Source organism: Streptomyces sp. SAI-135, assembly GCF_029893805.1.
In the GTDB taxonomy this organism is placed as follows: domain Bacteria; phylum Actinomycetota; class Actinomycetes; order Streptomycetales; family Streptomycetaceae; genus Streptomyces.
The window spans coordinates 3,822,097-3,835,091 of sequence record NZ_JARXYP010000002.1; the positions used below are offsets into that span (position 1 = coordinate 3,822,097).

At 71.7% G+C, this 12,995-nt stretch carries 9 protein-coding genes, 1 rRNA gene and 1 pseudogene; 5 read left to right on the forward strand and 6 right to left on the reverse strand.

The genetic code is table 11. The annotated features are described in order from the left end of the window. Positions 1–103: 103 nt before the first annotated feature. The 5 genes and pseudogenes from M2163_RS21670 to mtnA all read right to left on the reverse strand — a co-directional run. Positions 104–841, reverse strand: a pseudogene (locus tag M2163_RS21670) (ComF family protein); the annotation flags it as partial. Between the two features lie 303 nt (positions 842–1,144). After that, positions 1,145–2,989: an LpqB family beta-propeller domain-containing protein gene (locus M2163_RS21675; protein ID WP_280851147.1), complete on the reverse strand. Its 1,845-nt coding sequence runs from the start codon at positions 2,987–2,989 to the stop codon at positions 1,145–1,147. Further along, positions 2,979–5,048 carry an MtrAB system histidine kinase MtrB gene (gene mtrB / locus M2163_RS21680; RefSeq protein ID WP_280894773.1) on the reverse strand — a complete coding sequence of 690 codons (2,070 nt, stop codon included), beginning with the start codon at positions 5,046–5,048 and terminating at the stop codon, positions 2,979–2,981. Before mtrB ends, M2163_RS21675 begins: the two co-directional genes overlap by 11 nt. 1 nt (position 5,049) lies before the next feature. Continuing rightward, on the reverse strand, positions 5,050–5,739 hold the full coding sequence (gene mtrA, locus M2163_RS21685; RefSeq protein WP_189709818.1) for a two-component system response regulator MtrA: 690 nt from the start codon (positions 5,737–5,739) through the stop codon (positions 5,050–5,052). Positions 5,740–5,895: 156 nt separating this feature from the next. Further along, positions 5,896–7,044 (reverse strand): S-methyl-5-thioribose-1-phosphate isomerase, encoded by a 1,149-nt coding sequence (gene mtnA, locus M2163_RS21690; protein ID WP_280851145.1) that lies wholly within the window; start codon positions 7,042–7,044, stop codon positions 5,896–5,898. Between the two features lie 140 nt (positions 7,045–7,184). Here mtnA and M2163_RS21695 point away from each other — a divergent pair, with 140 nt between their 5' ends. From M2163_RS21695 to M2163_RS21715, 5 genes are read left to right on the forward strand one after another with little or no spacing between them, the layout of a single operon-like run. Beyond that, entirely contained in the window at positions 7,185–8,525 is a 1,341-nt protein-coding gene (locus M2163_RS21695; RefSeq protein ID WP_280894774.1) for a glycerophosphoryl diester phosphodiesterase membrane domain-containing protein, read from the forward strand. A 31-nt stretch (positions 8,526–8,556) separates the two neighbouring features. Continuing rightward, positions 8,557–9,273 carry a DUF4129 domain-containing protein gene (locus M2163_RS21700; RefSeq protein WP_280897291.1) on the forward strand — a complete coding sequence of 239 codons (717 nt, stop codon included), beginning with the start codon at positions 8,557–8,559 and terminating at the stop codon, positions 9,271–9,273. Beyond that, on the forward strand, positions 9,270–10,472 hold the full coding sequence (locus M2163_RS21705) for a DUF4350 domain-containing protein (RefSeq protein ID WP_280894775.1): 1,203 nt from the start codon (positions 9,270–9,272) through the stop codon (positions 10,470–10,472). The genes M2163_RS21700 and M2163_RS21705 overlap by 4 nt, the downstream gene beginning before the upstream one ends. Then, positions 10,472–11,461: a MoxR family ATPase gene (locus M2163_RS21710; protein ID WP_280851143.1), complete on the forward strand. Its 990-nt coding sequence runs from the start codon at positions 10,472–10,474 to the stop codon at positions 11,459–11,461. Before M2163_RS21705 ends, M2163_RS21710 begins: the two co-directional genes overlap by 1 nt. Further along, the gene (locus M2163_RS21715; protein WP_280894776.1) at positions 11,461–12,771 is read left to right on the forward strand and encodes a DUF58 domain-containing protein; all 1,311 of its coding nucleotides are present in this window, start codon (positions 11,461–11,463) and stop codon (positions 12,769–12,771) included. The genes M2163_RS21710 and M2163_RS21715 overlap by 1 nt, the downstream gene beginning before the upstream one ends. Before the next feature lie 98 nt (positions 12,772–12,869). Here M2163_RS21715 and rrf read toward each other — a convergent pair. Further along, positions 12,870–12,986 (reverse strand): 5S ribosomal RNA (gene rrf, locus M2163_RS21720). Positions 12,987–12,995: the final 9 nt, after the last annotated feature.

Here is a 12,995-nt window from a genome sequence, read left to right on the forward strand (position 1 = left end):
GAACACCCGCCTCCCGAACGGCCCGCACTCTCTCCTCCCGAACCGGCCGGACCCTCTCCCCCCGAAGGACCCCCGCCCTCTCCTCCCCAAGGGCCCCCACCCTCGCCTCCCGGACGACCCGTGCCGCCTCGGTCAGGGACGCGCCCGTCGTCATCAGGTCGTCGACCAGCACGACCAGCCCCTCGGCCAGAAGCCGCCCGCCACCAGGAACGACGGTCAGTGCGCCCGCGAGATTGTCCAGCCGCTGCCGGGAGTTGAGCCCCGCCTGGTCAGCCACGCCCCGCCGCTGCCGCAGTACCGCCACCACCCGAGCAGGCATCCCCGCCCGCCGCAGTTCACCTGCCGCCGCAAGCGCGACCCGCCGCGTCGGATCATGCCCCCTGGCCCGGACCGCCCGCCGTGCGGACGGCACGGGAACGAGCAGCACCGGCATCCCGATCCCTGGACCCGCCCACCCGCCACCACCGGCCGTCCCCGACTGTGGGTCACCGGTCCCGGTCAGGGCCGCACCACCCCCGAAGCCGCCTTCGGGCCCGGCCGCGCACACCTCCCGCACAGCCGCCCCCACAGCCCTCGCCAGAGCCGTACCGAGTGGCCCCGCGAGGCCCAGCACCCCCCTCTCCTTGTGGGCCAGCAACACCGCCCGTACCGAGTCCGCGTACCGAGCCGCCGCATGCACCACCGGCAGTCCGGACGGCTCCGGCACCGGCCGCACCCGGCTGGGCGCGGCCCCGTCCAGGGCGGCACGGCACTCCGGACAGAGCACCGTGCGAGGCTTCCCGCAGCCTCCGCACTCGGCCGGCAGCATCAGATCGGTGAGGTCCTGCCACCACCCCCGCATGCCCACCACTGTGCCAACGCAGAAGCCGACCGACCACCCCTGTGGATAACCGCCTGTGGAAAACTCAACCCCCGAAACGAACAGCCGTTCGCACCATGAAATACCGACCCCATACATACAATCGGCCGGCCGAACACACCCCGCGGTTCAATCCCTCGAACGACGATTCCGACTCGCCCCACTCAGCGAATCCGAGCCGCCCGCCAAGCGGCGAATGCCTCACCCGCCCCAGAAAAAAGCGGCCGCCCTCACTGGGGCCTCGCCCCGGCAATTGCGGCCGCTCCGACAGCGCGTGCCGTCACCTCACCCCGGATAGACCGGCGCCGTCCCGTCCGCGTCCACCTTCTGCCACTGCGCCCCGGACGGCAGCCGTACGATCCCGTCCTCCGAGTAGGCCACCAAGGGCATCTCGTCGTCCCCGGACGCCGCGATCCCCTTCACACCGGTGAGAGCGGCCGGCGGCGGCCCCTCCGGCGTGGAGCCGTCGACCTGGACATACCGCGTCTGCTGCACACCGCCCTGCTCACGCCCGACCACCACGAGCCTGCTGTCGCCGGCCCAGGACATGGTCGTGACCTCCTCCAGATCCGGCGTGGTGGAGCGCAGTCCCCGCACCGAGACGCTCTGCGGGTCGCCGGTCCTGCCCTCCCGCTCGATCCGGCCGATGAACAGCGACTGCTTGCCGCCCTTCTCCACGACGAGCGCGATCCGCACACCGTCGGCGGCCACCCGCAGGTCCTTGATGCGCCCGTCCAGCCCGGGGGTCTCCACCTCCAGCGGCTTGCCCGCACCCTCCTTGAACAGCAGCAGACGCGGATCGACGGGGTTCCGGTCCGCCACCCACAGGTCACCCTCGGTGTCCCAGCTCGGCGTGGTCAGCCGGTCCTCGGCCGTCTTGCCGTAGCTGACCAGTACCGGCTCCCCGAGCGAGCCGCCCGACACCAGCGACCCGACGTACAGCGCCTTGCCGTCGATCCCGACACCGGCCGCCGTGTGCTCGTCACGCGAGACGGCCACCGACCGCAGGTCCTTGTCGCCGTCGCCCAGTGCCCCGGGAACCGGCACCGCATCGGCCCTCGTACCGCTCCCGCCCGCGTCGGCCGGAACCCGTGCCAGCCGGTGCTCGCCGTCGACGAAGTACAGGAACTCGGGACGCTCGACCGAACCGCGGGTGGCGTCCCCGTTGGCGTCGCTCTCCGCCGCGGTGCACAGATGTCTGCCGCCTGCCTGAAGTTCGACGTCGTCCACGGCAGGGGTGAGGTTCTGCAGGGTGAACAGCAGCTGGGCCGCCATCGCCTTGCACTGGTCCGTGCCGACGTTCCTGGCCTTGGCGTTGAGCGGCACCGTCAGGGTGCTCCGGTCGTCGGGAGCGAGCGCGGAGACGCCGCTCCTGAGGGCCGTACCAGTGGGGAAACTTGTCCTGACGACGGGGTCGAGCCAGCTCGTCGGCCCGCTGAGCAGGGACCGCACCAGCTGTGTCATGGGGTCCACGCGCTCGCGCACGTACACGGGGTCGGCGACCGCCACGGTCTGCGGAGCCGTCGCCGACTTGGTGTTCGAGGCGAAGTAGTACTTGTTGACGGACACGTAGTTCCGCTGGAAGTCCGACTTCCCCATGACGACACCGCGCGGAGGGCTGTCGATCCGCCACTGCTTGGTCTTCTTGTCGTGGACGAGGTGCACGGTCTCCCGGTACTCGCCCGACGCCGGTGAGTACGACTGCTGCGCGTCCACCACGGCCACCTTGGTGCCGACCAGCGTGAACGACTTGTCGTCGCTCTGCTGCCGGTCCGCGGGCGGCACCACGTCGGCGCCGGGCCCGTCGTCGAGCACCGTGGTGGAAAGCCCCGGCTGCCACTGCTTGGCCGCGCTCGCCGTCAGATACTTCCTGGCCGTCTCGTAGTTGGGATCGTCGCTGGTCAGCGCCTCGAGAAAACCCTGCACGATGTCCGTGGGCTCGGCGTCCTCCTGCGGCGGCATCGCGAAGACCCGCACCTGCGTGTCCTGCCGCGGTGTGGAGTCCACCCCGCGCAGATCGCCGCTGTCCGGCATGGAGGCACACCCCGCCAGCAGTACGGCACCGCAGGCGGCGTACACCGCCGCGCGCCCCGGCGTACGCCGGCCGCCCCCCTCGCGGTCAGCGTCCACGGAATGCCTCCCCCTGCTGTTCGTACGACTCCTGCGCCCTGGCGTCCGGGCGGCCGGCGTTCTCACCGCCGGGCGTGTCCCCGGTGACCGCACCGTCCGGCCGTCGCGCACCCGAGGTCGGCCGGGGCACCACGCGCGCGCCGTTGCCGGGCAGCGCCGTCGGATCGGCCACGGGGGTCGTCGTGCCCGCCCTGGGCGCTATCGGGTCCCGCGCGGTCACCTGGTCGCCCTTCGGCTGGACCGGCACGGTGGCCGCCTTGTCGCCGCCTCCACGCGGCAGGCCGGCGTCGTCGAGTCCGCGGTTGCGCCGAGAGTCCTTGGGCTCCAGCGGTATCGGCGAGCCCCGCAACGGCTCGTCGGCCGTCCTGGGCAGCGTCAGCCGGAACTGCGAGCCGCCACCCGGCTCTCCCCACGCCTGCAGCCAGCCGCCGTGCAGCCGCGCGTCCTCCAGGGCGATGGACAACCCGAGGCCGGTACCGCCGGTGGTACGCGCGCGTGCCGGGTCGGCCCGCCAGAAGCGGCTGAACACGCGCGTGGCCTCGCCTGGCTTGAGCCCGACCCCGTAGTCGCGTACGGCGATCGCGACCGCCCCGCCCGCCGATGCCAGCTTGACGACGACGTCCTTGCCCTCACCGTGCTCCACGGCGTTGACGACGAGATTCCGCAGCACCCGCTCCACCCGCCGGGCATCGGCCTCGGCGACCACGGGCTGCTGGTCGCCCACGATCCGGACGGTCGTGCCCTTGCGCTCGGCGAGCGGCTCGGCGCCGCTGACGACCCGCCGCACGACCTCCCTGAGGTCTATCGGCTCGGCCTCCAACGCCGCCGCGCCAGCGTCGAACCGGCTTATCTCCAGCAGGTCGGCGAGCAGCGTCTCGAACCGGTCCAGCTGGTCGGCGAGCAGTTCGGCCGACCGCGCGGTCATCGGGTCGAAGTCCTCGCGCGCGTCATGGATGACGTCGGCGGCCATCCGTACGGTCGTCAGCGGCGTCCGCAGCTCGTGCGACACGTCCGACACGAACCGCCGCTGCATCCGCGACAGGTCCTCCAGCTGCTGGATCTTCAGCTGAAGGTTCTGCGCCATCTTGTTGAAGGCCTCGCCGAGCCGCGCGATGTCGTCCTCGCCGGTGACCTTCATCCGCTCCTGCAGCCGCCCCGCGGACAGCCGCTCGGCGATCCCGGCCGCCATCCGTACCGGCGTGACGACCTGCCGCACCACGAGCCAGGCGATGGCTCCGAGCAGGACGACGACGAAGAGCCCGGCGGTCGCCAGGGTGCCCTTGACCAGGCTGAGCGACTTCTCCTCCTGGGTGAGCGGGAAGAGGTAGTACAGCTGGTACGGGTCCCCGTTGGGGTCGTTGACCTGCTTGCCGATGACGAGGGCGGGCTGGGACTCCTCGTCGGCGTCGTAGATGATGCGCGTGTAGCTCTGCGCGGCGGCCGTGCTGTCGTCGACCTTCGCGCGCAGCGCCTCGGGAACACTGGCCGTCGGATCGACGTCGCCGGAGGCGCGCGGTCCGCGCCCGCTCCCGCTGTCGCCACCCACCGGCAGGGTCACCACGTCGAAGGCGCCCTGACCGCCGCTGGAGAGCGAGTAGACGAGGTTGCTCATCCACTCGATGACGAACTGGTCGGACCGGCCGTCCGCCGGAGCGGTGTCGTCGGTCCCGGCGTCGGCTTCCTCCGCCTTCTGCTTGGCCACCGCGAAACCGCCGGTGGCCTGGCTCTGCGACGCCTTCACCTTGGCGTCGAGGAGCCCGTTGCGCACCTGCCCGATGACGACGAAGCCCAGCAGAAGGACCACGCCGAGCGACATCAGCAGGGTCGTGACGACGACCTTGAGCTGGATGTTGCGCCGCCACAGCCGCATCACGGGCAGCAGCGGCCGGCGCACCCAGCGCATGAAGAGCCTCAGAACGGGACTGCCCTGGACTCCGCCCTGCAACAGGCCGCCCTCGAAGAACCGCCCCCAGCGGGAGCCGCCCTTGGTCCGCCCGACAGGCCGCCCCGCACTCACCCCGGCCCGCCCGGGCGACGAAGCGGCACTGTCTCCGGACATGTCAGCTTGGCCCTGCCTTGTAACCCACACCACGGACGGTCACCACGATCTCCGGCCGCTCCGGGTCCTTCTCGACCTTGGAACGCAGCCGCTGCACATGCACATTGACGAGCCGGGTGTCGGCGGCGTGACGGTAGCCCCACACCTGCTCCAGCAGCACCTCACGCGTGAACACCTGCCACGGCTTGCGCGCGAGCGCGACCAGCAGGTCGAACTCCAGCGGCGTCAGCGCGATCGACTGCCCTTCCCGCTTCACGGAGTGGCCGGCCACGTCGATGAGCAGGTCACCGATGGCGAGCTGCTCGGGAGCCGGCTCCTCCGACCTGCGAAGCCGCGCCCTGATCCGGGCCACGAGCTCCTTCGGCTTGAACGGCTTCACGATGTAGTCGTCGGCGCCGGACTCCAGCCCCACGACGACGTCCACGGTGTCGCTCTTGGCCGTCAGCATCACGATCGGCACCCCGGACTCCGCCCTGATCAGACGGCACACCTCGATACCGTCCCGTCCGGGCAGCATCAGATCCAGCAGCACCAGATCCGGCTTGGCCTCACGGAACGCGGCCAGCGCCTTGTCACCGTCGGCTACGAAAGACGGCTCAAAACCTTCACCACGCAGCACAATGCCCAGCATCTCGGCAAGTGCGGTGTCGTCGTCGACGACAAGGACTCGTCCCTTCATAAACGACATCATCCCATTCTCGTAACATTGGCGAAGGCAGAGGTGAGACAGGTCACCGACCAGTGACCTTAGTCGTACCGGACGGTCACTGTCTGCCTCGGCCGCCGCCGTGACGCGAGCCGGATGCAAGCCGCGTCGAGAACGGAATGCGTGGCTACGGCATCCAAGTCAGCCGATCGTCACCTCCCCGGACCTCGCGCACAGCTCGGCCAGCGCCTCGGCCGTCACCGGCGACACCACGCCCTCCTCCGTCACGATCGCCGTCACCAGCTCCGGCGGAGTCACGTCGAAGGCGGGGTTGTACGCCTGCGTCCCCAGCGGTGCCACCGGAATCCCGCCGCCGGCCTCGGCCCCCGCCACCGGCACCTGAGGCGCCGTGATCTCGGTGACCTCGTGTCCGGCCCGCTGCTCCACCTCGATCGACGCCCCGTCCGGAGTGTCCGGATCGACCGTGGTCACCGGCGCCACCACGATGAACGGCACATGGTGATACCGCGCGAGCACCGCCAGCGGATAACTGCCCACCTTGTTCGCCACCGAGCCGTCGGCCGCGATCCGGTCGGCCCCGATCAGCACCGCGTCCACCTCCCCGGCCGCGAACAGCGAGCCCGCCGCGTTGTCGGTCAGCAAGGTGTACGCCATCCCGCTGCGCGCCGCCTCGTACGCCGTCAGCCGCGCACCCTGGAGCAGCGGACGCGTCTCGTCCACCCACAGCCGCCTCAGCCGCCCCGCACGATGAGCCGCGAGAGCCACCGCGAACGCCGTCCCCTCACCGCCCGACACCAGCGAGCCGGTGTTGCAGTGCGTCAGGATCCGGTGCCCGCCACCCGGCAGCAGCTCGTCCAGCAGCGCCAGCCCCCGCTCGGCCATGGCGGCACTGGCCGCCGCGTCCTCCTGGTGCAGCCTGCGCGCAGCCGCCAGTGCCGCCCCGGCCGCCAGCTCCTGGTCCCCGCTCCTGCCGAGCTCGGCCCGGTGGGCGGCCTCGGCTCTGCGTACCCCGACGGCGAGGTTCACCGCGGTCGGGCGGGCGCCCGCGAGCGCACTCGCCGCCTCCTCCACGTCGAACCCGCGCGCGGCGGCGAGCGCCACCCCGTACGCCCCCGCGATACCGAGCAACGGGGCCCCGCGCACGGCGAGCGAACGGATCGCCTCCACGAGCGCGGACGCATCCGTACAGACCAGCTCCACCTCCTCGGCCGGCAGTCTCGTCTGGTCGAGGAGCACCAGCACGGGGCCTTCGGGTGGCTCCTCCCAGCGGATCGCCGGTATCTCGGTGGGCTTGCTGTCCTCGCCGGATTGCACGTACTGATCAGCCATGCCGTCAGTCTGCCCCTTGTGCGCCGGAGTATTGAAGGTGTGCAGCCCGTACCGCGGCTGGTCCACCGCCGACCACCCCATGGCACGATGGCTGCCAACCTGCCGCCGCGCCCGCGGACGGGCACCGTGAAGGAGCGACGATGAACGACACTCCGGGCTGGGCCTCGCCCGGATCCGCCCCGTCCGACGGACACGAGCCCGGCACGCCCGGCCCCACCGAGCCCGGCGCCCGGCCCGACGCCGCGAACCCCGCGCAGCAGCCCGAGGACGCCCCACAGGACGCCGGCTCGAAGTGGTCCCAGGAGCAGCCGCCACCCGGTCAGTGGTCCGCCCCCACCGGCCCCACCGGACCTACCGGCCCCGCCGCTCCCGGCCAGACTCCTCCGCCCCCACCGCCCGGCCCGGGCTGGGGCACACAGCCCCCCTCGGACCCGCCCGGAGGCTACAGCCCGCCCCCGGGCTGGGGCGGCGGCTACGGCGGCTGGGGCGGCCCCCCGCCCGCGGCCAAGCCCGGCGTGATCCCTCTGCGCCCGCTCGGCGTGGGAGAGATCCTCGACGGCGCGGTCTCCACCATGCGCACCTACTGGCGCACGGTCCTCGGCATCTCGCTGACCGTCGCCGTCGTGACCGAGGTCCTCGTCATCCTGCTCCAGGGCTTCGTCCTGAACGACAGCGCCGGGAGCGAGGCCCTCAACGACCCCAGCGCCAGCGCAGACGAGGTCACCCGCGCCCTGGGCGAGACCATGCTCGGCTCCACCGTCGTCTTCCTGATCTCCCTGATCGGCACGGTCGTCGCGACCGCACTGCTGACGACCGTCACCAGCCGGGCCGTGCTCGGCAGGCCGGTCACCACCGGTGAGGCCTGGCGCGACGCCCGCCCGCAGGTGCCCAGGCTGTTCGGCCTGATCTTCCTGCTGCTGCTCATCGCCTTCGGCGTGCTCGCCGTCGGCGCACTGCCCGGCATCCTCGTGGCCGTCGCGGGCTCCGAGGGCGGCGGTATCGCCCTCGCGATCCTCGGCATCCTCGGCGCCGGAGTCGTCGCGCTGTGGCTGATGATCCGCTTCTCCCTCGCCTCGCCCGCGCTGATGCTGGAGAAGCAGACCATCGTCAAGTCGATGAGCCGCTCCACGAAGCTGGTCCGCGGCTCCTGGTGGCGGGTCCTCGGCATCCAGTTGCTGGCCGGACTCATCGCCAACATCGTCGCGGCGATCGTCGTCATCCCCTTCACCTTCCTCGCCGCGGCACTCAGCGGCGAAGGCGTCGGCGGGTTCGTCAACGGCACCGGCGACCTCGGCTGGACGTTCCTCATCATCAGCGGCATCGGCTCGGTGATCGGCTCCATGATCACCTTCCCGATCTCGGCGGGCGTCACCGTGCTCCTCTACATCGACCAGCGCATCCGCCGCGAGGCCCTCGACCTCGAACTGGCCCGCGCGGCCGGCGTCCAGGGCTACGGCACCGGCCCCACCCCCGGGAGCTGATGCGGTGAACTTGCCGGGGGGAGTGCTCACCATGCTGCGCGCCGTCGACACCTCCGTGCTGTCATCGGCACGGTCCGCCGACGAACCGCCGCTGACCATCCCGCGCGACCCCGCGCGGGAGGCGGCCCGCCGCGAGCTGTCCAAGCGCATGTACCACGAGAACGACCCCAGTTGGTTCCAGCGCGCCCTCAACGCGTTCTGGGAGTGGGTCGACAAGCTGTTCAACGCCGCCTCCTCGGCGACACCGGGCGGCGCACTCGGCCTGGTCGTCGTCATCGCCGCGATCGTCCTGGTCGCCGGCGCGCTGTGGTGGCGCCTGGGCACCCCGCGCCGCGGCCCCGCCTCCTCCGCCGCCCTGTTCGACGACCGCCCCCGCAGCGCCGCCGAACACCGCGCGGCCGCCGAGGCCCACGCGGCCCAGGGCCACTGGAACCAGGCCGTACAGGAACGCATGCGCGCGATCGTCCGCTCCCTGGAGGAACGAGCCCTCCTCGACATCCGCCCCGGCCGCACCGCGGACGAGGCCGCGGCGGAAGCCGGCCGTGTCCTGCCCTCCCGCAGCGACCGACTCCGCGCCGCCTCCCGGGACTTCGACGACGTCACGTACGGCGGCAGGGCCGCGACCGAGCAGTCGTACCACCGCATCGCCGAACTCGACCACGACCTGGAACGCACCAAGCCGGTCCTCACAAGCAACACAAGCAGCCACAGCGCGGACCACAACGCCCGCCGGGGAGCGGCCGAATGACCACCGAGGCCACGCTCCCGCCCACCTCGGCCTCGCCCACCGTCCGCCAGGTGTGGACCCGCGCGCGAGGCGTTGTACTGGCCCTTGTACTGCTCCTCGTCGCGGCCGTGGCGATCGCGGCGATCCGCTCCACCGAACGCCACGGCAGCCTCGACCCGCGCTCCGCGGACCCCTACGGCAGCCGGGCGGTCGCCGAACTCCTCGCCGACCGGGGCGTCGACACCCGAGTGGTCACGACCCTGGGCCAGGCAAGCGCCGCAGCCGGCCCCGACACGACGCTCCTGGTCGCCGTACCCGACCTCCTGACACACCGCCAGCAGAGCCGCCTGCACTCCGCGACCGCCGACTCCGACGGCCGCACCGTCCTCGTCGCCCCCGGCAGCTGGTCCGTCGAACGGCTGGCTCCCGGTGTCGTCGCGGACCCCGCCACCAGCCTCGACTCGACGCTCTCCCCCGACTGCGGCCTGCCGGCGGCCCGGCGCGCGGGCACCGCCGACACCGGTGGCATCCGCTACACCGTCACCCACCCCGGCAACGACGAGTGCTACCCCAGCGAGCGCCTCCCCACCCTGGTACGCGTCCCGGCAGCCTCCGGGGACGGTGACACCGTCGTACTCGGCGCGCCCGACATCCTCTACAACGACACCCTCGACGAGCAGGGCAATGCCTCGCTCGCCCTCCAACTCCTCGGCTCCCGCCCCCATCTGGTCTGGTACCTCCCCTCGCTCTCCGATTCCTCCGCCGCCGACCCGGACGAGCAGAAGGACTTCCTCGACCTGCTCCCCTCGGGCTGGCTCTGGGGCACACTGCAGCTCTTCATCGCGGCCGCACTCGCCGCCCTGTGGCGGGCACGCCGACTGGGCCCCCTGGTGCCCGAGAAACTCCCCGTGGCGATCCGCGCCTCCGAGACCGTGGAAGGCCGCGCCCGCCTCTACCGCAGAGCCAACGCCCGCGACCGCGCGGCCACCGCTCTTCGCTCCACCACCCGCACCCGCCTCGCCCCCCTCGTAGGCGTCCCCGTGGCTCAGGCGCACGCGCCCGAAGCCCTGCTCCCCGCCCTGTCCGCCCACCTGCGCACCGAAGGTGACGGACAGCCCCTGCACTCCCTGCTCTTCGGCCCGCCGCCCGGCGACGACGCAGCCCTCATCTCCCTAGCCGACCAACTCGACGCCCTCGAAAGAGAGGTACGCCGTCCATGATGGACCCGACCACTGACAACGCCGGGACCACCGGGGACCCGGACAGCGCCCGGGCCTCCCTGGAAGCCCTGCGCGCCGAGATCGCCAAAGCCGTGGTCGGCCAGGACCCCGCCGTGACCGGTCTCGTCGTCGCCCTCCTCTGCCGCGGACACGTACTACTTGAAGGAGTCCCTGGGGTCGCCAAAACGTTGCTCGTCCGCGCCCTCGCATCCGCGCTGGAACTCGACACCAAGCGCGTCCAGTTCACCCCCGACCTCATGCCGAGCGACGTGACGGGCTCCCTGGTCTACGACACCCGCAGCGCCGAGTTCTCCTTCCAGCCCGGCCCGGTCTTCACCAACCTCCTCCTCGCGGACGAAATCAACCGCACCCCGCCCAAGACCCAGTCCTCCCTCCTGGAGGCCATGGAGGAACGCCAGGTCACGGTCGACGGCACCCCCCGCCTCCTCCCCGACCCGTTCCTGGTCGCAGCAACCCAGAACCCGGTGGAGTACGAGGGCACCTATCCCCTCCCCGAAGCCCAGCTGGACCGCTTCCTCCTCAAGCTGACGATCCCGCTCCCCTCCCGCCAGGACGAGATCGACGTCCTCACCCGCCACGCCGAGGGCTTCAACCCCCGCGACCTCAAGGCCGCCGGCGTACGCCCCGTGGCGGGCCCGGCCGACCTCGAAGCCGCACGCGCGGCGGTCGCCAAGACCACGGTCTCCCCCGAGATCACCGCCTATGTCGTCGACATCTGCCGCGCCACCCGCGAGTCCCCGTCCCTCACCCTCGGCGTCTCCCCCCGTGGTGCCACGGCACTGCTGGCCACCTCGCGCGCGTGGGCGTGGCTCACCGGCCGCGACTACGTCATCCCCGACGACGTGAAGGCCCTGGCACTGCCCACCCTCCGCCACCGCGTCCAACTGCGTCCGGAGGCCGAGATGGAGGGCGTGACAGCCGACTCCGTCATCAACGCGATCCTCGCCCACGTCCCGGTCCCCCGCTGATGGCCCTCACCGGACGCGCCGCACTCCTCGCAGCCCTGGGTTCCCTGCCCGTCGGCATCTGGGAACCCAGCTGGGCGGGCATCCTCACGGTCAACGCCCCCTTGGCCGTGGCCTGCGCCTGCGACTTCGCCCTGGCGGCCCCCGTACGACGACTCGGCCTGACCCGCTCCGGCGACACCTCCGCCCGCCTGGGCGAGACCGCCGACGTCACCCTCACGGTCACCAACCCGTCCGGCCGTCCCCTCCGCGCCCACATCCGCGACGCCTGGCCCCCGAGCAGCTGGCAGCCCGGCACGGAGGTGGAGGCCTCCCGCCACAGCCTGACGGTCCCGGCAGGCGAACGCCGGCGCCTCACGACCCGCCTACGCCCCACCCGACGCGGTGACCGCCAAGCCGACCGAGTGACCATTCGCTCCTACGGCCCCCTCCGGCTCTTCTCCCGCCAGGGCACCCACAAGGTCCCCTGGACGGTCCGCGTCCTGCCCCCGTTCACCAGCCGCAAGCACCTTCCCTCGAAGCTCGCCCGCCTGCGCGAACTCGACGGCCGCACCAGCGTCCTCACCCGCGGCAAAGGCACGGAATTCGACAGCCTGCGCGAATACGTCCCCGGCGACGACACCCGTTCCATCGACTGGCGTGCCACGGCCCGCCGGACCTCGGTCGCCGTACGCACCTGGCGCCCGGAGCGCGACCGCCACATCCTCCTGGTCCTCGACACCGGCCGCACCTCGGCAGGCCGCGTGGGCGACGCCCCCCGCCTCGACGCCTCCATGGACGCGGCCCTGCTCCTGGCCGCCCTCGCCTCCCGCGCCGGCGACCGCGTGGACCTCCTCGCATACGACCGCCGAGTACGCGCCCTGGTCCAGGGCAGGACAGCCAACGATCTGCTCCCCTCACTGGTCAACGCCATGGCCACCCTCGAGCCCGAGCTCGTCGAGACCAACGCCCGTGGTCTCACGGCCACAGCCCTGCGTACAGCCCCTCGCAGCTCCCTGATCGTGCTGCTCACCAGCCTCGACGCCGCGCCCATCGAGGAGGGCCTGCTGCCCGTACTTCCTCAGCTCACCCAGCGACACACGGTGCTTCTGGCCTCCGTGGCGGACCCCCACATCGCCCGCATGGCCACGGCCCGCGGCAACACCGATGCGATCTACGAGGCTGCGGCCGCCGCACAAGCCCAGACGGAACGCCATCGCACGGCGGAACAACTCCGCCGCCATGGAGTGACTGTCGTCGACGCGACACCGGACGACCTTGCTCCAGCACTGGCGGACGCGTACCTGGCACTGAAGGCAGCCGGACGTCTGTAGACGAAAAATGGGGGCGCAAAGCGCCCCCATAAAAAACAAACCACACCTGAAATGCGAAAAGGCCCACACCATAAGGTGTGGGCCTTTCCTCAAGAATTGTTCGGCGGTGTCCTACTCTCCCACAGGGTCCCCCCTGCAGTACCATCGGCGCTGTAAGGCTTAGCTTCCGGGTTCGGAATGTAACCGGGCGTTTCCCTCACGCTATGACCACCGAAACACTATGA